The organism is Pseudomonas entomophila, assembly GCF_029478665.1.
GTDB classification, from domain to species: Bacteria; Pseudomonadota; Gammaproteobacteria; order Pseudomonadales; family Pseudomonadaceae; genus Aquipseudomonas; species Aquipseudomonas entomophila_F.
On the sequence record NZ_JARPQB010000005.1, the window covers coordinates 97,459 to 115,861 of the forward strand.

Below are 18,403 nucleotides of genomic sequence, written 5' to 3' on the forward strand. Positions count from 1 at the left end.
ATCGCAGCCGTGTTCCGCGGAGCCAACGCCGTCAGCCTCGATGCCAAGGGTCGTCTCGCCATGCCGAGCCGGTACCGTGACGAGCTCGATTCGCGCTGCAATGGTCAGTTGATCGTGACCATCGACGCTGTTGACCCCTGCTTGTGTGTTTATCCCCTCGATGAGTGGGAGCAGATAGAAGCCAAGTTGCGCGCCTTGCCGTCGTTGCGTGAGGAAAACCGTCGCCTGCAGCGTTTGCTGATCGGTAATGCGGTTGACCTGGAGCTCGACGGCAGTGGGCGTTTCCTGGTGCCGCCCCGCCTGCGCGAGTACGCCAAGCTCGACAAGAAGGCGATGCTGGTGGGGCAACTGAACAAATTCCAGCTGTGGGACGAGGATGCCTGGAACGCGGTTTCGGCAGCCGACCTTGCAGCTATTCAACAACCGGGCGCCATGCCCGATGATTTGCGTGACCTGATCCTGTGACCATAGATAGCGGCTTCAACCACATCACCGTCCTCCTCGACGAAGCCGTCGAGGCATTGGCCCTGCGCGCCGACGGTTGCTATCTGGACGGCACCTTCGGGCGTGGCGGCCACAGCCGCCTCATCCTCAGCAAGCTCGGGCCGCAAGGGCGGCTGCTGGGGTTCGACAAGGATCCACAGGCGATTGCCACAGGGCAAGCGCTGGCGGCCGAAGACGGCCGCTTTGTCATTGTGCAGCGCAGCTTTGCCGAGCTGGGCGCCGAGGTCGCGGGGCGTGATCTGGCCGGCAAGGTCAGCGGCATCCTGCTCGACCTCGGGGTGTCGTCGCCACAGCTGGATGACCCGGAGCGTGGCTTCAGCTTCCTCAATGACGGCCCGCTCGACATGCGCATGAACCCGAACCAGGGCATCAGCGCCGCCGAGTTCATCGCCACCGCGCCTGTGGAAGAAATCGCCCGGGTGTTCAAGGAATATGGCGAAGAGCGTTTTGCCGGGCGCATGGCCCGTGCGGTAGTGGAGCGTCGTGAAAAGCAACCGTTCACCCGCACTGCGGACCTGGCCGAGGTGCTCAAGGTCGCCAACCCTGCCTGGGAAAAGGGCAAGAACCCGGCGACCCGTGCGTTTCAGGGCCTGCGCATCCACGTCAACAACGAGCTGGGCGATCTCGAGGCCGGTCTTGAAGCGGCGCTCGATGCGCTGGAGGTCGGCGGGCGTCTGGCGGTGATCAGCTTCCATTCCCTTGAAGACCGCATCGTCAAGCTGTTCATGCGCAAGCTGGTCAAGGGCGAGGCGGACAACCTGCCGCGCAACCTGCCGGTGCAGCACAAGACTTTCGAGCCGAAGATCAAGCTCATCGGCAAGGCGCAATTCGCCTCCGAGGCCGAGCTCAAGGCCAACCCGCGGTCGCGCAGCGCCGTGATGCGGGTGGCGGAGAAGCTGCGGTGAGCCGGCTGTTCGCCAAGCCTTTGCCGGGCGGAAGCTTCCTGATGCTTCTGCTGTTTGTCGGCGTGCTGGTTTCGGCGATCGCCGTATCCTACAGCGCCCACTGGAACCGTCAGTTGCTCAACACCTTGTACGGTGAACTGAACGAGCGCGACAAGGCCCAGGCCGAATGGGGGCGTCTCATTCTCGAGCAGAGTACCTGGACCGCCCACAGCCGGATCGAGACGCTGGCCAGCGAACAGCTGAAAATGCGTGTGCCGGCTGCTGACGAAGTACGGATGGTGGCGCCATGATGAAGCTCGAGGGCGCACTCTACCCTTGGCGTTTCCGCGTGGTCGTCGGCCTGCTGGCGCTGATGGTCGGCGCCATCTGCTGGCGCATCATCGACCTGCAGGTGGTCGACCGCGACTTCCTCAAGGGGCAGGGCGATGCCCGCAGCCTGCGTCATATCCCGATCCCCGCGCACCGTGGCCTGATCACCGACCGCAATGGCGAGCCTTTGGCTGTGAGCACGCCGGTCACCACGCTGTGGGCCAACCCCAAGGAAATGCAGGTGGCCAAGGACCGCTGGCCGCAACTGGCCGCCGCCCTTGGGCAGAACCCGCAGCAATTGATCGAGCGCCTGACCCAGCAGGCCAGCAAGGAATTCATCTACCTGGTCCGTGGCCTGACCCCGGAGCAGGGGCAGCAGGTGCTCGACCTGAAAGTGCCGGGCGTCTACGGGCTGGAAGAGTTCCGTCGTTTCTATCCGGCCGGTGATGTCACCGCGCACATGGTCGGCTTCACCGACCTGGACGACCACGGTCGCGAAGGGGTCGAGCTGGCCTACGACGAGTGGCTGGCCGGCGTGCCCGGCAAGCGGCAGGTGATCAAGGACCGGCGCGGCCGGCTGATCAAGGATATCCAGGTAACCAAGAACGCCAAGGCCGGCAAGACCTTGGCGTTGTCGATCGACCTGCGCCTGCAGTACCTGGCCACCCGCGAACTGCGCAACGCCATCGCTGAGCAGGACGCCAAGGCCGGCAGCCTGGTGATCATGGACGTCAAGACCGGCGAGGTCCTGGCCATGGTCAACCAGCCAACCTACAACCCCAACAACCGTCGCAGCATGTTCCCGGCGGCGATGCGCAACCGGGCGATCATCGACGTCTTCGAGCCAGGTTCCACGGTCAAGCCGATTTCCATGAGTGCCGCGCTGCAGAGCGGCCGCTGGAAGCCCACCGACAAGGTCGAGGTATATCCGGGCAGCCTGCAGATCGGCCGCTACACCATCAAGGACGTATCGAAGAGCGAGGGCCCGATCCTCGACCTGACCGGCATCCTGATCAACTCCAGTAACGTCGGCATGAGCAAGATCGCCTTCGATATCGGCGGCGAGGCCATCTACCGGGTAATGTCGCAGGTTGGCCTCGGGCAGTACACCGGGTTGGGTTTCCCTGGCGAGCGCGTCGGTAACCTGCCCAACCACCGCGAATGGCGCAAGGCCGAGACCGCGACCCTGTCGTACGGCTATGGCGTCTCGGTGACCGCCCTGCAGCTGGTGCATGCCTATGCCGCCCTGGCCAACGACGGCAAGATGGTGCCGTTGTCGATTCTCAAGGTCGACAAGGCGCCGGAAGCGGTGCAGGCCATTCCGAAAGAAACCGCCGAAACCGTGCAGGGCATGCTGCAGCAGGTGATCGAGGCGCCGCGCGGTGTGTTCCGCGCCCAGGTACCGTTCTATCACGTGGCTGGCAAGTCCGGTACGGCGCGTAAAGCCACGGTCGGTTCCAAGGGCTACACCGAGAACGCTTACCGCTCCCTGTTCGCCGGCTTCGGCCCGATGAGCGACCCGCGCTATGCCATCGTCGTGGTCATCGACGAGCCGGGCAAGGGTGGGTATTTCGGCGGCCTGGTCTCGGCCCCCGTATTCAGCAAAGTGATGTCGGGCACCCTGCGCCTGATGAACGTACCGCCGGACAACCTGCCGCCACCTTCGACGCAGCAAGCCAGCGCAGTACCCGCCAAGGGAGGGCGAGGTTGATGACGATGCCATTGAGCAAACTGTTTGCCCATGCCAGCCGCGATCCGCTGATCCGCGAGCTGACGCTGGACAGCCGCGCTGTGCGTCCGGGCGATCTGTTCCTGGCTGTGCCTGGCGCCAAGGTCGACGGCCGCGCCCATATCGCCGACGCCCTGGCCCGTGGCGCCGCCGCGGTAGCCTACGAAGAGCAAGGTGCCAGCGTACTGCCGATCACCGACGCGCCGCTGATCCCGGTCAAGGGTTTGATCGGCCAGCTGTCGCAGATTGCCGGGCGCTTCTATGGTGAGCCGAGCCGCCAGCTGAACCTGGTGGGCGTCACCGGTACCAATGGCAAGACCAGTGTCACCCAGCTGCTGGCCCAGGCTCTCGATGCCCTCGGCCAGCGTTGCGGCCTGATCGGCACCCTGGGTACCGGCTTCTATGGCGAGCTGCAGAGTGGTCGCTTGACCACCCCGGACCCGATTGCCGTGCAGGCGACGCTCAACGACCTGAAGAAGGGCGGCGCCAAGGCTGTGGCCATGGAAGTGTCCTCTCATGCCCTGGAGCAGGGGCGCGTGGCTGCGCTGGAATTCGACATTGCGGTGATGACCAACCTGTCCCGCGACCACCTCGACTACCACGGCAGCATGGAGGCCTACGAGGCCGCCAAGGCCAAGCTGTTCGCCTGGCCGAGCCTGCGTTGCCAGGTGGTCAACCTGGACGATGCGTTTGGCCGCCGCCTGGCTGATGATTTTGCCCGTCGCCCCAGCAGCGATCACAGCGAGACCCGGCTGCTCAGCTACAGCCTGGAAAACCCGGACGCCTCGCTGTTCTGTCGCGAAGCCAGCTTCAATGACGATGGTGTGCGCGCCACCCTGGTCACCGCCCAGGGCGAGCGTACCCTGCGCAGTCAACTGCTGGGTCGCTTCAACTTGAGCAACATGCTCGCCGCCGTGGCAGCACTGCTGGCGCTGGATTACTCGCTGGACGAGATCCTCAAGGTCACCCCGCAACTGCAGGGCCCGGTGGGCCGCATGCAGCGCCTGGGTGGCGGCGACAAACCCTTGGTGGTGGTCGATTACGCGCACACGCCAGATGCACTGGAAAAAGTCCTCGAAGCCTTGCGCCCGCATGCCCACGGCCAGTTGCAGTGCCTGTTCGGCTGCGGTGGCGACCGTGACAGCGGCAAGCGTCCGCTGATGGCGGCAGTGGCCGAGCGCCTGGCCGATCGTGTGCTGGTCACCGACGACAACCCGCGTACCGAAGACCCGCTGCGCATCTTCGATGACATTCGCCCTGGTTTCGCCAAGCCCGCCGACGTCGAGTTCGTCGCCGGCCGTGGCGAGGCCATTGCCCACCTGATCGCCACTGCCGCTGCCGACGATGTCATTGTCCTGGCCGGCAAGGGCCATGAGGATTACCAGGAGATCAATGGCGAGCGCCATGACTTCTCCGACCTGGTCGAAGCCGAGAAGGCCCTTGCAGCCTGGGAGGCTCCACATGCTTAAGCCCATGACACTCAGCCAGCTGACCGCGGCACTGGGTGCTCGCCAGTTCGGCGACGACGCTAGTTTCACCGGTGTCAGCATCGACAGCCGTAGCGTTGCCGCCGGGCAGTTGTTCGTCGCCCTGACGGGGCCGCGTTTCGATGGCCACGACTACCTGGCCGATGTGAAAGCAAAGGGGGCCGTGGCAGCGCTGGTCGAGCGTGAAGTTGCCGATATCGACCTGCCGCAGTTGGTGGTCGCCGACTGCCGCGTTGCCCTTGGCCAGCTTGGTGCATTGAATCGCGCCGCCTTCGACAAGCCGGTCGTCGCCATCACCGGCTCCAGCGGCAAGACCACGGTGAAGGAAATGCTTGCGGCGATCCTGCGCACCCGAGGGCCGGTTCACGCTACCCGCGGCAATCTGAACAATGACCTCGGCGCGCCGCTGACGTTGCTGGAGATCGCCCCTGAGCACAGCGCCGCGGTCATCGAGCTGGGTGCTTCGCGCATTGGCGAGATCCGCTACACCGTCGGCCTGACCAAGCCGCAGGTGGTCATCATCAACAACGCCGGGACTGCCCATGTCGGTGAGTTCGGTGGCCCGGAGAAGATCGTCGAAGCCAAAGGCGAGATTCTCGAAGGGCTGGGTGAAGGTGGCATTGCCATCCTCAACCTGGACGACAAAGCCTTCTCCACCTGGAAGGCGCGTGCCGGTGCGCACAAGATCGTCGCTTTCGCCCGCAAGGACGTCCGCGCCGACTTCTACGCCACGGATATCGGTCGTGATGCGCGTGGCTGCCCCTCGTTCACGCTGCATGGCGCGGGTGAGTCGGTAGCTGTGCAACTCAATGTGCTGGGCGAGCACAACGTCAGCAACGCCCTGGCCGCCGCCGCCGCCGCTCATGCCGTTGGTCTGAGCCTGAATGGCATCGCCGCCGGGCTGAATGCCGTGCAGCCGGTCAAGGGCCGTACCGTGGCGCAGATCGCACCGAACGGCGTGCGGGTGATCGACGACAGCTACAACGCAAATCCCACCTCCATGTGCGCGGCCATTGATATACTCGCCGGCTTTTCCGGACGCACCGTCCTGGTGCTCGGGGATATCGGCGAACTGGGGCAATGGGCGGAGGAAGGCCACCGTCAGGTGGGCGACTACGCGCGTGGCAAGGTCGACGCATTGTACGCGGTGGGCAATAACATGGCCCATGCGGTCAAGGCGTTCGGCGAAAAAGGGCGCCATTTCGCTACTCAAGCTGAGCTGATCGATGCCGTTCGCGCGGAAACAGCCAGCGACACCACTATCTTGATCAAGGGCTCGCGCAGCGCTGCGATGGAAAACGTCGTGGCCGCACTGTGCGGTGCCAGCGGGGAGAAACATTAATGCTGCTGCTGTTGGCTGAGTATCTGCAACAGTTCCACAAGGGCTTCGCGGTCTTCCAGTACCTCACCCTGCGCGGGATCCTGGGTGTGCTGACCGCGCTGTCCCTGGCCCTGTGGTTGGGCCCGTGGATGATCCGTACCCTGCAGATCCGCCAGATCGGTCAGGCCGTGCGTAACGACGGCCCGCAATCGCACCTGTCGAAGTCCGGCACCCCCACCATGGGCGGCGCGCTGATCCTGTCCGCCATCGCCATCAGCACCCTGCTGTGGGCCGACCTGACCAACCGCTACGTGTGGGTGGTGCTGGTCGTCACCCTGGCCTTCGGCGCCATCGGTTGGGTCGACGACTACCGCAAGGTGATCGAGAAGAACTCCCGCGGCCTCCCCAGCCGCTGGAAGTATTTCTGGCAGTCGGTGTTCGGCCTGGCCGCGGCGATCTTCCTGTACAAGACCGCCCCCACCAGCGTCGAGACCACACTGATCATCCCGATGCTGAAAGACCTGGCCATCCCGCTGGGGGCCGGGTTCATCGTGCTCACCTACTTCGTCATCGTCGGTTCCAGCAACGCGGTCAACCTGACCGACGGCCTCGATGGCCTGGCGATCATGCCGACGGTGATGGTCGGCGGCGCCCTGGGTATCTTCTGCTACCTGTCGGGCAACGTGAAGTTCGCCGAGTACCTGCTGATCCCTTATGTGCCGGGCGCGGGCGAGCTGATCGTGTTCTGCGGCGCGCTGATCGGCGCAGGCCTGGGCTTCCTGTGGTTCAACACTTACCCGGCCCAGGTGTTCATGGGCGACGTCGGCGCCCTGGCGCTGGGCGCGGCGCTGGGCACCATCGCCGTGATCGTCCGCCAGGAAGTCGTCCTGTTCATCATGGGCGGCGTGTTCGTGATGGAAACCCTGTCGGTGGTCATCCAGGTGGCGTCCTTCAAGCTCACCGGCAAGCGTGTGTTCCGCATGGCGCCGATCCATCACCACTTTGAACTCAAGGGCTGGCCCGAGCCGCGCGTGATCGTCCGCTTCTGGATCATCACGGTGATCCTGGTGCTGATCGGCCTTGCCACCCTGAAACTGAGGTAAACGAGCGTGTCACTGATCGCTTCCGACCAATTCCGCATCGTTGTCGGCCTCGGCAAGAGCGGCATGTCCCTGGTTCGCTTCCTGGCGAGCCGGGGCATTGCCTTTGCGGTCGCCGACACCCGCGAGCAACCGCCGGAACTGGATACCCTGCGCCGTGATTACCCGCAGGTGGAAGTGCGCTGTGGCGAGCTGGACGTCGACTTCCTCTGCCGCGCCAACGAGCTTTACGTGAGCCCCGGCCTGGCCCTGGCCACCCCGGCCCTGCAGCAGGCGGCGGCGCGCGGCGTGACGCTGTCCGGCGACATCGAGCTGTTCGCCCGCCACGCAAAAGCGCCGATCATCGCGATCAGTGGCTCCAACGCCAAGAGCACCGTGACCACCCTGGTCGGCGAGATGGCCATCAAGGCAGGCAAACGTGTGGCAGTGGGCGGCAACCTGGGCACGCCGGCGCTGGACCTGCTCGACGACAGCGTGGAGCTGTACGTGCTCGAGCTGTCGAGCTTCCAGCTGGAAACCACCGACCAGCTCAACGCCGAAGTGGCCACGGTGCTGAACATCAGCGAAGACCACATGGACCGCTACAGCGGCCTGCCGGCCTATCACCTGGCCAAGCACCGGATATTCCGCGGTGCCCGCCAGGTGGTGGTGAATCGCCAGGATGCCCTGAGCCGTCCACTGCCGGTCGAAGGTCGGCCGAGCTGGAGCTTTGGTCTGAATGCGCCGGACTTCAAGTCCTTCGGTCTGCGGGAAGTCGATGGCGAGAAGCACCTGGCCTTCGAATTCCAGGCGCTCATGCCGGTGCGTGAATTGAAGATCCGTGGCGCCCACAACCAGAGCAACGCCCTGGCCGCGCTGGCCCTCGGCCATGCCGCCGGCCTGCCGTTCGAGCCCATGCTCGAGGCGCTGCGCGAGTTCAAGGGCCTGGCCCATCGCTGCCAGTGGGTCCGTGAACGCAATGGCGTGAACTGGTACGACGACTCCAAGGCCACCAACGTCGGTGCCGCGCTGGCTGCCATCGAAGGCTTGGGTGCCGATATCGAGGGCAAGCTGGTGCTGATCGCCGGTGGCGATGGCAAGGGCGCAGACTTCGCCGCCTTGCGCGAGCCGGTGGCGCAACACTGCCGCGCCGTGGTGCTGCTTGGCCGTGACGCCGAGCGCCTGGCCGAAACCTTGGGCGATGCCGTGCCACAAGTGCGGGTCAAGACCCTCGACGAAGCCGTGCAACGCTGCGCCGAACTCGCCCAGCCAGGTGATGCCGTGCTGCTGTCGCCCGCTTGCGCCAGCCTCGACATGTTCAAGAACTTCGAAGAACGCGGGCGCCTGTTCGCCCAGGCAGCGGAGGGGCTGGCATGATCTTCGGCATCCTCAAGCCTTATCCGTCGCCGCTGATCAGCGGCCGTGGCATCGACCTGGACTTCCCGCTGCTGGCCGGCTGCCTGGCGCTGCTCGGCCTGGGCCTGGTGATGATCACCTCGGCCTCCTCGGAAGTGGCCGCAGTGCAGTCGGGCAACCCGCTGTATCACATGATCCGCCACCTGGTGTACGTCACCCTCGGCCTGGGCGCCGGGGTGATGACCATCATGGTGCCGATCGCCACCTGGCAGCGCATGGGGTTCCTCATGCTGATCGGCGCCTTCGGCCTGCTCGTACTGGTGCTGGTGCCGGGCATCGGCCGCGAGGTGAACGGTTCGATGCGCTGGATCGGCTTCAGCTTTTTCAACGTCCAGCCCTCCGAGATCGCCAAGGTCTTCGTGGTCATCTACCTGGCCGGCTATCTGGTGCGCCGGCAGACCGAGGTGCGCGAGAGCTGGATGGGCTTCTTCAAGCCGTTCATCGTGCTGTTGCCGATGGCGGGCCTGCTGCTGATGGAGCCCGACTTCGGCGCCACGGTGGTGATGATGGGGGCTGCGGCGGCCATGCTGTTCCTCGGTGGGGTGGGGCTGTTCCGCTTCTCGCTGATGGTGGTGCTGGCGGTCATTTCGGTGGTGGTCCTGGTCCAGGCCCAGCCATACCGGATGGCGCGCCTGATCACGTTTACCGACCCTTGGTCCGACCAGTTCGGTTCCGGCTACCAGCTGACCCAGGCACTGATCGCCTTCGGCCGCGGCGAATGGCTGGGCGTGGGCCTGGGCAACAGCGTGCAGAAGCAGTTCTACCTGCCCGAGGCGCACACCGACTTCGTGTTCTCGGTGCTGGCCGAGGAACTGGGCGTGGTCGGCTCGCTGCTGACCATCGCGTTGTTCGTCTTCGTCACGGTTCGTGCCCTGTACATCGGCCTGTGGGCGGAGAAGGCCAAGCAGTTCTTCGCCGCCTACATGGCCTTTGGCTTGTCGTTCCTGTGGATCGGCCAGTTCCTCATCAACATCGGCGTGAACGTCGGCCTGCTGCCCACCAAGGGCCTGACCCTGCCATTCCTCAGCTACGGGGGCAGCTCGCTGGTGATCTGCTGCGCCTGCGTGGGGCTGTTGCTACGGATCGAGTGGGAAAGCCGCACGCACCTGGGCAGCGAGGAACATGAATTCAAGGAGAGCGATTTTGCCGAGGAGACCAGCCATGGCCGCTGACGGCAAGAACGTGTTGATCATGGCCGGCGGCACCGGGGGGCATGTGTTCCCGGCCCTGGCCTGTGCCCGCGAGTTCCAGGCCCGTGGCTACAGCGTGCACTGGCTGGGCACCCCGCGTGGCATCGAAAACGAACTGGTGCCCCAGGCGGGGTTGCCGTTGCACCTGATCCAGGTCACTGGCCTGCGTGGCAAGGGCAAACTGTCGCTGCTCAAGGCGCCGTTCACCCTGGTCAAGGCGGTGCTGCAGGCGCGGCGCATCGTGCGTGAACTCAAGCCGGTCTGCGTGATCGGCTTCGGTGGTTATGTGACCGGCCCCGGCGGCGTCGCCGCGAAGCTATGCGGCGTGCCACTGGTCATTCACGAGCAGAACGCCCGCGCCGGTACCGCCAATCGCCTGCTGGTGCCGCTGGCGGCACGCGTCTGCGAAGCGTTCCCGGGCACTTTCGAGGCCAACGACAAGCTGCGCACCACCGGCAACCCGGTGCGCCCGGAGCTGTTCATGGATGCGCAGCGCGCGCCCCTGGCCGAGCGCCGTGCCCGCCTGTTGGTCATGGGCGGCAGCCTGGGTGCGGAACCATTGAACAAATTGTTGCCTAAGGCCCTGTCCGAGGTGCCCGCGAACCTGCGGCCCGAGGTGTTCCACCAGGCCGGCAAGCACCACGCGACGACCACCGCCGAGCGCTATCACGAAGCGGGTGTCGAGGCTCAGGTAGAGCCGTTCATCAAGGACATGGCCCACGCCTATGGCTGGGCCGACATGGTGGTGTGCCGGGCCGGCGCCCTGACCGTCAGCGAACTCGCGGCGGCGGGCCTGCCCTCGATGCTGGTGCCCTTGCCCCACGCGATCGACGACCACCAGACCCACAACGCCCAATATCTGGCTCGTGAAGGCGCCGCCTTCCTGATGCCGCAAGCGACAACTGGCGCAGCGCAACTCGCTGAACGCCTGAACGAGGTGCTGATGCAACCCGAGAAACTCAACACCATGGCCGGCACCGCGCGTCGCCTGGCCAAACCTGCCGCAACCAGCACCGTGGTCGATATCTGCCTGGAGGTGGCCCATGGTTGAGAGCCAGAAAGCCATGCCGCAACCGAAGATGGGCCGTATCCGTCGCATCCACTTCGTCGGTATCGGCGGCGTGGGCATGTGCGGCATCGCCGAGGTGCTGCTGAACCTGGGCTATGAAGTGTCCGGTTCCGACCTCAAGGCTTCGCCGGTCACCGAGCGCCTGGAGTCGTTCGGTGCCGAGATCTTCGTCGGCCACCGTGCCGAGAACGCCGCCAGCGCCGACGTGCTGGTGGTGTCCAGCGCGATCAACCCGGCCAACCCGGAAGTCGCCACCGCGCTGGAGCGCCGTATCCCGGTGGTACCGCGCGCCGAAATGCTCGCCGAGCTGATGCGCTATCGCCATGGCGTGGCCGTTGCCGGCACCCACGGCAAGACCACCACCACCAGCCTGCTGGCGTCGGTGTTCGCCGCCGGCGGCCTCGACCCGACGTTCGTCATCGGTGGGCGTCTGACCGCTGCCGGTACCAACGCGCAGCTGGGCACCAGCCGCTACCTGATCGCCGAAGCCGATGAAAGCGACGCCAGCTTCCTGCACCTGCAGCCGATGGTCGCTGTCGTTACCAACATCGACGCCGACCATATGGCCACCTACGAGGGCGACTTCAACAAGCTGAAGAAGACCTTCGTCGAGTTCCTGCACAACCTGCCGTTCTACGGGCTGGCGGTGATGTGCCTGGACGATCCGGTGGTGCGTGAGATCCTGCCGCAGGTCAAGCGCCCGACCGTCACCTACGGTTTCAGCGAAGAGGCCGATATCCGCGCCATCAACGTGCGCCAGCAGGGCATGCAGACCCACTTCACCGTGCTGCGCCGCGACTGCGAGCCGCTCGAGGTGTCGGTGAACATGCCGGGCAACCACAACGTGCTCAATGCACTGGCCACCATCGCCATCGCCACTGACGAAGGTATCAGCGACGAGGCCATCGTCCAGGGCCTGTCCGGTTTCCAGGGCGTCGGCCGACGCTTCCAGGTGTATGGCGAGCTGCCGGTCGAAGGCGGCAGCGTGATGCTGGTCGACGACTACGGCCACCACCCGACCGAAGTCGCCGCTGTGATCAAGGCCGTGCGTGGCGGCTGGCCGAGCCGCCGCCTGGTCATTGTCTACCAGCCGCACCGCTACAGCCGCACCCGCGACCTGTACGACGATTTCGTGCAGGTGCTGGGCGATGCCAACGTGCTGCTGCTGATGGAGGTCTACCCGGCCGGCGAAGAGCCGATCCCCGGTGCCGACAGCCGCCAGCTGTGCCACAGCATCCGTCAGCGCGGCAAGCTCGACCCGATCTACATCGAACGTGGCGCTGAACTCGCGCCGCTGGTCAAGCCGCTGCTGCGTGCCGGCGACATCCTGATCTGCCAGGGTGCCGGTGATGTCGGTGGCCTGGCCCCGCAATTGATGAAAAGCCCGCTGTTCGCTGGCGCCAAGCAGGAGAAGTCGAAATGACCAGCGCCTACGACAAGCTGCACTCCACTCTCGACGTCAAGGCCTTCGGCCGCGTTGCCGTGCTCTACGGGGGCAAGAGCGCCGAGCGCGAGGTCTCGCTGAAATCCGGGGCGGCGGTGATCGAAGCGCTGACCAGCGCTGGTGTCGACGTGGTCGCCATCGATGTGGGCGACGACCTGCTGGCGCGCCTGCAGCACGAGAAGATCGACCGCGCCTTCATCATCCTCCACGGCCGTGGCGGTGAAGACGGCAGCATGCAGGGCCTGCTCGAGTGCCTGGGGATCCCCTACACCGGCAGCGGCATCCTTGCCTCGGCACTGGCCATGGACAAGCTGCGCACCAAGCAGGTGTGGCAGAGCCTGGGCATCCCCACGCCACGCCACGCGGTGCTGGCCAGCGAGCAGGACTGCGTTGCCGCCAGCGCGGAACTGGGCTTCCCGTTGATCGTCAAACCTGCCCATGAAGGTTCGAGCATCGGCATGGCCAAGGTGAACAGCGAGCAAGAGTTGGTCGCCGCCTGGAAAGACGCCGCCAAGTACGACTCGCAGGTACTGGTCGAGCAGTGGATCCACGGCCCGGAGTTCACCATCGCCGTGCTGCGTGGCCAGGTGCTGCCGCCGATCGCGTTGGGCACCCCGCACGTGTTCTACGACTACGACGCCAAGTACATCGCCAATGACACCCAGTACCGCATTCCGTGCGGCCTGGACAGCGTCAAGGAGCAAGAGCTGATCGACCTGACCGCGCGCGCCTGCGATGCCATCGGCATCGAGGGCTGGGGCCGGCTGGACGTGATGCAGGACGAGCAGGGCCGGTTCTGGCTGCTCGAAGTCAACACCGCACCCGGCATGACCGATCATAGCCTGGTGCCCATGGCGGCCCGCGCGGCCGGCCTGGACTTCCAGCAACTGGTGCTGGCGATCCTTGCCGAAAGCGTAGCGACGCGAGGTTAACCACCATGCAAGGCGCGATGGTACGTCAGCAACCACCTGTTACCGGCCGCAGCAAGCCGGTGCCGCGTGGTGCCAGCCGACTGGTGGCCGACGAGCCCGTATCGGCGCGCCTGCCACGGCCGAGCTTCGGCGGCCTCAAGCGCCTGCTGTGGCCGGTCCTGCTGGTGGCTGCGGGCTTTGGCGCCTATGAGGGCGCCATCCGCCTGATGCCGTACGCCGACAGGCCGATCACCAAGATCGACGTGCAGGGCGACCTCAGCTACATCAGCCAGCAGTCGGTGCAGCAGCGGATCGCCCCCTATGTGGCGGCGAGCTTCTTCACCGTCGACCTGGCGGCGATGCGCGTGGAACTGGAGCAGATGCCATGGATCGCCCACGCCGAAGTGCGTCGGGTCTGGCCGGACGAGGTGGTGATCCGTCTGGAGGAACAGTTGCCGGTGGCGCGCTGGGGCGACGAGGCCTTGCTCAACAACCAGGGCCAGGCCTTCACCCCGCGCGAGCTGGCCAACTACGAGCACCTGCCGCAGCTGTTCGGGCCGCAGCGCGCTCAGCAACAAGTCATGCAGCAGTATCAGGTATTGAGCCAGATGCTGCGCCCCATGGGCTTTTCCATCGCTCGCCTGGAGCTGCGCGAGCGAGGCAGCTGGTTCCTGACCACCGGTGCGGGTAGTGCCGGGCCAGGCATCGAGCTGCTGCTGGGGCGCGACCATCTGGTGGAGAAGATGCGCCGTTTCATTGCCATTTACGACAAGACGCTTAAAGACCAGATCACCAATATCGCCCGCATCGATCTGCGTTACGCCAATGGACTTGCCGTTGGCTGGCGGGAACCGAATGCACCGACGACGGCCCAACCCGCCGTTGCGAAGAATTAGAGAGAGGCAGGACCATGGCAAACGCGCATAGCGGCAAAATGATCGTCGGGCTGGACATCGGCACCTCCAAGGTGGTGGCGCTGGTGGGTGAGGTCGGCGAGGACGGCACCCTGGAGATCGTGGGCATCGGCACCCACCCATCGCGCGGCCTGAAGAAGGGCGTGGTGGTGAACATCGAGTCGACCGTGCAGTCGATCCAGCGCGCCGTGGAAGAGGCCCAGCTGATGGCCGGCTGCCGTATCCATTCGGCATTCGTCGGCGTGGCCGGCAATCACATCCGCAGCCTGAACTCCCACGGCATCGTCGCCATCCGCGACCGCGAAGTCAGCACCGCCGACCTCGAGCGTGTGCTCGACGCCGCACAGGCCGTGGCCATCCCGGCCGACCAGCGCGTGTTGCACACCCTGCCGCAGGACTACGTGATCGACAACCAGGAAGGCGTGCGCGAGCCACTGGGCATGTCGGGCGTGCGCCTGGAAGCCAAGGTCCACGTGGTCACCTGCGCGGTCAACGCCGCGCAGAACATCGAGAAATGCGTGCGCCGTTGCGGCCTGGAAATCGACGACATCATCCTCGAGCAACTGGCCTCGGCCTACTCGGTGCTGACCGACGATGAGAAAGAGCTGGGCGTGTGCCTGGTGGACATCGGTGGTGGTACCACCGACATCGCCATCTTCACCGAAGGCGCGATCCGCCACACCGCGGTGATCCCGATCGCCGGCGACCAGGTCACCAACGACATCGCCATGGCCCTGCGCACCCCCACGCAGTACGCCGAGGAAATCAAGATCCGCTACGCCTGCGCCCTGGCCAAGCTGGCCGGTGCCGGTGAAACCATCAAGGTACCGAGCGTCGGCGACCGTCCGCCGCGTGAGTTGTCGCGCCAGGCCCTGGCTGAAGTGGTGGAGCCGCGTTACGACGAGCTGTTCACCCTGATCCAGGCCGAGCTGCGTCGCAGCGGCTTCGAGGACCTGGTGCCGGCCGGCATCGTCCTCACCGGTGGCACCGCGAAGATGGAAGGCGCCGTGGAACTGGCCGAAGAAATCTTCCACATGCCGGTACGCCTGGGCGTGCCGCACAGCGTTCGGGGGCTGAGCGACGTGGTGCGCAACCCGATCTATTCCACCGGTGTGGGCCTGCTCACCTACGGCCTGCAGAAGCAGTCCGAGGACTCGTCCCTGACCGGTATCAGCAACAGCAGCAACAACAGCTATGGCGATGAACCGAAGGCCCCGGTGCTTGAACGACTCAAGCGTTGGGTCCAGGGCAACTTCTAAGTTTCAAAGCAGTAGTGGTAGGCGCAACAACTAGAGAACTGTAAGGAGAGGGAAAATGTTCGAGCTCGTAGACAACGTCCCGCAAAGTCCGGTCATCAAGGTGATCGGCGTCGGTGGTGGCGGCGGCAACGCGGTCAACCACATGGTCAAGAGCAGCATCGAGGGTGTGGAGTTCATCTGCGCCAACACCGATGCCCAGGCGCTGAAAAACATTGGTGCGCGCACTATCCTGCAACTGGGTACCGGCGTGACCAAGGGCCTGGGCGCGGGTGCCAATCCGGAAGTCGGCCGCCAGGCCGCGCTGGAAGACCGTGAGCGCATCGCCGAAGTGCTGCAGGGCACCAACATGGTGTTCATCACCACCGGCATGGGTGGCGGTACCGGTACCGGTGCAGCGCCGATCATCGCCGAAGTGGCGAAGGAAATGGGCATCCTCACCGTTGCGGTGGTGACCCGTCCGTTCCCGTTCGAGGGTCGCAAGCGCATGCAGATCGCCGACGAAGGCATCCGCATGCTGGCCGAGAGCGTCGACTCGCTGATCACCATCCCCAACGAGAAGCTGCTGACCATCCTGGGCAAGGATGCAAGCCTGCTGTCCGCCTTCGCCAAGGCTGACGATGTACTGGCCGGTGCCGTGCGCGGTATCTCCGACATCATCAAGCGCCCAGGCATGATCAACGTCGACTTCGCCGACGTGCGCACCGTGATGGGTGAGATGGGCATGGCGATGATGGGTACCGGCTGCGCCAGCGGCCCGAACCGTGCCCGCGAGGCCACCGAGGCGGCAATCCGCAACCCGCTGCTCGAAGACGTCAACCTGCAGGGCGCCCGCGGCATCCTGGTGAACATCACCGCAGGCCCGGACCTGTCGCTGGGTGAGTACTCCGACGTGGGTAGCATCATCGAGGCCTTCGCCTCTGACCACGCGATGGTCAAGGTCGGCACCGTGATCGATCCGGACATGCGCGACGAGCTGCACGTGACCGTTGTGGCCACTGGCCTGGGCGCGCGCATCGAGAAACCGGTCAAGGTGGTCGACAACACCCTGCAGACCGCTCAGCAGGTGTACGAGGCTTCCAACCCGGCCCCGGTTCGCCAGGAGCAGTCGGCGGTGAACTACCGTGACCTGGAGCGTCCGACCGTGATGCGCAACCAGGCGCATGCGGGTGCCGCGGCGGCAGCTAAACTCAACCCTCAGGATGATCTGGACTACCTGGATATCCCGGCGTTCCTGCGTCGTCAGGCCGATTGATGGAATTTATCAGGGGTATTAGGGTGATTGGTGTTCAGCAAAGGCCGGGTCTGTTATCATCCCCAGCCTTTGTTGATACCTGTTCGCAATTTGCGCTGAAGCGGCCAATGCCATGATTAGACAACGCACCCTGAAGAATACCATCCGTGCCACGGGCGTCGGCCTGCACTCCGGGGAGAAGGTCTACCTGACCCTCAAGCCTGCGCCTGTCGACACCGGCATCGTCTTCCGTCGCGCCGACCTTTCTCCCGTCGTGGAGATCCCGGCGCGCGCGGCCAACGTCGGTGAGACCACCATGTCCACCACACTGGTCAACGGTGACGTCAAGGTCGATACGGTCGAGCACCTGCTCTCCGCCATGGCGGGCCTGGGCATCGATAACGCCTACGTCGAGCTCTCCGCCTCGGAAGTGCCGATCATGGATGGCAGCGCCGGACCCTTCGTATTCCTGATCCAATCGGCCGGCCTGGAAGAACAGGACGCACCGAAGAAGTTCATCCGCATCCTGCGCGAAGTGACAGTGGAAGACGGCGACAAGCGCGCCACTTTCCTGCCGTTCGACGGGTTCAAGGTGAGCTTCGAGATCGACTTCGATCACCCGGTCCTCAAGGGCCAGACCCAGAGCGCGTCTGTAGACTTCTCCAGCACCTCGTTCGTGAAAGAAGTCAGCCGCGCACGGACCTTCGGGTTCATGCGAGACATCGAGTACCTGCGCAAGCACAACCTTGCGCTCGGCGGCAGCGTCGAGAACGCCATTGTTGTCGATGAGACTGGCGTGCTCAACGAAGACGGCCTTCGCTCCGAAGACGAATTCGTCAAGCACAAGATCCTCGATGCCATTGGTGACCTCTACCTGCTGGGCAACAGCCTGATCGGCGAGTTCAAGGGCTACAAGTCCGGCCACTCGCTGAACAACCAGTTGCTGCGCAAGTTGATCGCAGAAACAGATGCCTGGGAAGTGGTGTTTTTCGAAGATGCCAGCACGGCACCGATCTCGTACATGCGCCCTGTTGCGGCCGTGTAAGTTCGAACACTCTCTCTAGTGATTGAGGCCACCTTCGGGTGGCCTTTTTTATTGGCCGCAGGCGCAGGCCCGCAGGAGCGGCTTCAGCCGCGAACACCGGCGCAGCCGGTGCCATGCATCGTGGCGCTTGCTTCGCGGCTGAAGCCGCTCCTACAGGGTCAATCCTTGGCCTGTGCGTGCGCCGCCAGTCGTTCCAGCGCCGCCCGCAACTTCGGGTCACTGATCCCGTCAGCCGAGCCGCGGATGCTCTCGGCGGCATGCTCCGATAGCTCTGGCCCTTGACCTCCACGCTTGGCCGGCACCAAGGGCGGTTGCACCTTGAACAGGATGCGTGACAGGTTGGCGAAGGCTTCCATGGCCTGCAGCTGGCGCTGCAGGCGCTTTTGCTGGTAGCGCAGACGGGTCGCCCAATGGCCATCGGTAACCACCAGCAACAACGTGCCCTCTTTCCAGGACGCCACATGGCAGTGCTCGCGGGCAGCCGGCTGCAACTGGCTTTCCAGCAGGCGCTGCAGGTGCTCCAGGCGTTCGGCCTGGTTGAGCAGCAGGCGTAGCGGGCGGGCCTGGCGCAGCAGGGCGGCGGGCGGGCG

At 65.0% G+C, this 18,403-nt stretch carries 17 protein-coding genes; 16 read left to right on the forward strand and 1 reads right to left on the reverse strand.

The annotated features are described in order from the left end of the window. The first annotated feature begins 9 nt into the window (after positions 1 to 9). The 16 genes from mraZ (at position 10) to lpxC (ending at position 17,813) form a co-directional block, all read left to right on the forward strand. Positions 10 to 465, forward strand: a complete 456-nt coding sequence (gene mraZ / locus P5705_RS04350) for a division/cell wall cluster transcriptional repressor MraZ (RefSeq protein ID WP_011535546.1) — start codon at positions 10 to 12, stop codon at positions 463 to 465. Beyond that, on the forward strand, positions 462 to 1,409 hold the full coding sequence (gene rsmH / locus P5705_RS04355) for a 16S rRNA (cytosine(1402)-N(4))-methyltransferase RsmH (protein ID WP_431196920.1): 948 nt from the start codon (positions 462 to 464) through the stop codon (positions 1,407 to 1,409). The genes mraZ and rsmH overlap by 4 nt, the downstream gene beginning before the upstream one ends. Further along, a complete protein-coding gene (gene ftsL, locus P5705_RS04360; protein ID WP_011535544.1) occupies positions 1,406 to 1,699 on the forward strand; it encodes a cell division protein FtsL in 294 nt (97 codons plus the stop codon). The genes rsmH and ftsL overlap by 4 nt, the downstream gene beginning before the upstream one ends. Then, positions 1,699 to 3,429 (forward strand): peptidoglycan D,D-transpeptidase FtsI family protein, encoded by a 1,731-nt coding sequence (locus P5705_RS04365; protein ID WP_213661239.1) that lies wholly within the window; start codon positions 1,699 to 1,701, stop codon positions 3,427 to 3,429. The genes ftsL and P5705_RS04365 overlap by 1 nt, the downstream gene beginning before the upstream one ends. Next, positions 3,429 to 4,916 carry a UDP-N-acetylmuramoyl-L-alanyl-D-glutamate--2,6-diaminopimelate ligase gene (locus P5705_RS04370; RefSeq protein ID WP_277459720.1) on the forward strand — a complete coding sequence of 496 codons (1,488 nt, stop codon included), beginning with the start codon at positions 3,429 to 3,431 and terminating at the stop codon, positions 4,914 to 4,916. The genes P5705_RS04365 and P5705_RS04370 overlap by 1 nt, the downstream gene beginning before the upstream one ends. Next, entirely contained in the window at positions 4,909 to 6,276 is a 1,368-nt protein-coding gene (locus tag P5705_RS04375) for a UDP-N-acetylmuramoyl-tripeptide--D-alanyl-D-alanine ligase (RefSeq protein WP_277459721.1), read from the forward strand. The genes P5705_RS04370 and P5705_RS04375 overlap by 8 nt, the downstream gene beginning before the upstream one ends. Further along, positions 6,276 to 7,358 (forward strand): phospho-N-acetylmuramoyl-pentapeptide-transferase, encoded by a 1,083-nt coding sequence (gene mraY, locus P5705_RS04380; protein ID WP_277459722.1) that lies wholly within the window; start codon positions 6,276 to 6,278, stop codon positions 7,356 to 7,358. The genes P5705_RS04375 and mraY overlap by 1 nt, the downstream gene beginning before the upstream one ends. Positions 7,359 to 7,364: 6 nt before the next feature. After that, entirely contained in the window at positions 7,365 to 8,711 is a 1,347-nt protein-coding gene (gene murD / locus P5705_RS04385; RefSeq protein WP_277459723.1) for a UDP-N-acetylmuramoyl-L-alanine--D-glutamate ligase, read from the forward strand. Beyond that, a complete protein-coding gene (gene ftsW / locus P5705_RS04390) occupies positions 8,708 to 9,922 on the forward strand; it encodes a putative lipid II flippase FtsW (RefSeq protein ID WP_431196921.1) in 1,215 nt (404 codons plus the stop codon). The genes murD and ftsW overlap by 4 nt, the downstream gene beginning before the upstream one ends. Further along, a complete protein-coding gene (gene murG, locus P5705_RS04395; protein ID WP_277459724.1) occupies positions 9,912 to 10,991 on the forward strand; it encodes an undecaprenyldiphospho-muramoylpentapeptide beta-N-acetylglucosaminyltransferase in 1,080 nt (359 codons plus the stop codon). The genes ftsW and murG overlap by 11 nt, the downstream gene beginning before the upstream one ends. Continuing rightward, positions 10,984 to 12,432, forward strand: coding sequence for a UDP-N-acetylmuramate--L-alanine ligase (gene murC, locus P5705_RS04400; protein ID WP_011535536.1), 1,449 nt, complete (start codon positions 10,984 to 10,986; stop codon positions 12,430 to 12,432). Before murG ends, murC begins: the two co-directional genes overlap by 8 nt. Then, positions 12,429 to 13,385 carry a D-alanine--D-alanine ligase gene (locus P5705_RS04405; protein ID WP_277459725.1) on the forward strand — a complete coding sequence of 319 codons (957 nt, stop codon included), beginning with the start codon at positions 12,429 to 12,431 and terminating at the stop codon, positions 13,383 to 13,385. Before murC ends, P5705_RS04405 begins: the two co-directional genes overlap by 4 nt. Positions 13,386 to 13,390: 5 nt before the next feature. Next, positions 13,391 to 14,260, forward strand: coding sequence for a cell division protein FtsQ/DivIB (locus tag P5705_RS04410; protein WP_277459726.1), 870 nt, complete (start codon positions 13,391 to 13,393; stop codon positions 14,258 to 14,260). Positions 14,261 to 14,274: 14 nt separating this feature from the next. Beyond that, complete coding sequence (gene ftsA / locus P5705_RS04415; RefSeq protein WP_277459727.1) at positions 14,275 to 15,537, forward strand: cell division protein FtsA; 1,263 nt, start codon at positions 14,275 to 14,277, stop codon at positions 15,535 to 15,537. Between the two features lie 55 nt (positions 15,538 to 15,592). Beyond that, the gene (gene ftsZ / locus P5705_RS04420; protein WP_277459728.1) at positions 15,593 to 16,789 is read left to right on the forward strand and encodes a cell division protein FtsZ; all 1,197 of its coding nucleotides are present in this window, start codon (positions 15,593 to 15,595) and stop codon (positions 16,787 to 16,789) included. Between the two features lie 112 nt (positions 16,790 to 16,901). Then, positions 16,902 to 17,813, forward strand: coding sequence for a UDP-3-O-acyl-N-acetylglucosamine deacetylase (gene lpxC, locus P5705_RS04425; protein WP_011535531.1), 912 nt, complete (start codon positions 16,902 to 16,904; stop codon positions 17,811 to 17,813). 158 nt (positions 17,814 to 17,971) lie between these two features. Here lpxC and P5705_RS04430 read toward each other — a convergent pair. Further along, positions 17,972 to 18,403: DUF721 domain-containing protein (locus P5705_RS04430; protein WP_277459729.1), on the reverse strand; the 432-nt coding region annotated here is incomplete at its 5' end.

Bases quoted from the DNA above. Each gene is read 5' to 3' on its own strand.
- P5705_RS04365 (WP_213661239.1), top strand. From the start codon at position 1,699: ATGAAGCTCGAGGGCGCACTCTACCCTTGGCGTTTCCGCGTGGTCGTC.
- P5705_RS04370 (WP_277459720.1), top strand. From the start codon at position 3,429: ATGACGATGCCATTGAGCAAACTGTTTGCCCATGCCAGCCGCGATCCG.
- P5705_RS04375 (WP_277459721.1), top strand. From the start codon at position 4,909: ATGCTTAAGCCCATGACACTCAGCCAGCTGACCGCGGCACTGGGTGCT.
- mraY (WP_277459722.1), top strand. From the start codon at position 6,276: ATGCTGCTGCTGTTGGCTGAGTATCTGCAACAGTTCCACAAGGGCTTC.
- ftsW (WP_431196921.1), top strand. From the start codon at position 8,708: ATGATCTTCGGCATCCTCAAGCCTTATCCGTCGCCGCTGATCAGCGGC.
- murG (WP_277459724.1), top strand. From the start codon at position 9,912: ATGGCCGCTGACGGCAAGAACGTGTTGATCATGGCCGGCGGCACCGGG.
- murC (WP_011535536.1), top strand. From the start codon at position 10,984: ATGGTTGAGAGCCAGAAAGCCATGCCGCAACCGAAGATGGGCCGTATC.
- P5705_RS04405 (WP_277459725.1), top strand. From the start codon at position 12,429: ATGACCAGCGCCTACGACAAGCTGCACTCCACTCTCGACGTCAAGGCC.
- P5705_RS04410 (WP_277459726.1), top strand. From the start codon at position 13,391: ATGCAAGGCGCGATGGTACGTCAGCAACCACCTGTTACCGGCCGCAGC.
- ftsA (WP_277459727.1), top strand. From the start codon at position 14,275: ATGGCAAACGCGCATAGCGGCAAAATGATCGTCGGGCTGGACATCGGC.
- ftsZ (WP_277459728.1), top strand. From the start codon at position 15,593: ATGTTCGAGCTCGTAGACAACGTCCCGCAAAGTCCGGTCATCAAGGTG.
- lpxC (WP_011535531.1), top strand. From the start codon at position 16,902: ATGATTAGACAACGCACCCTGAAGAATACCATCCGTGCCACGGGCGTC.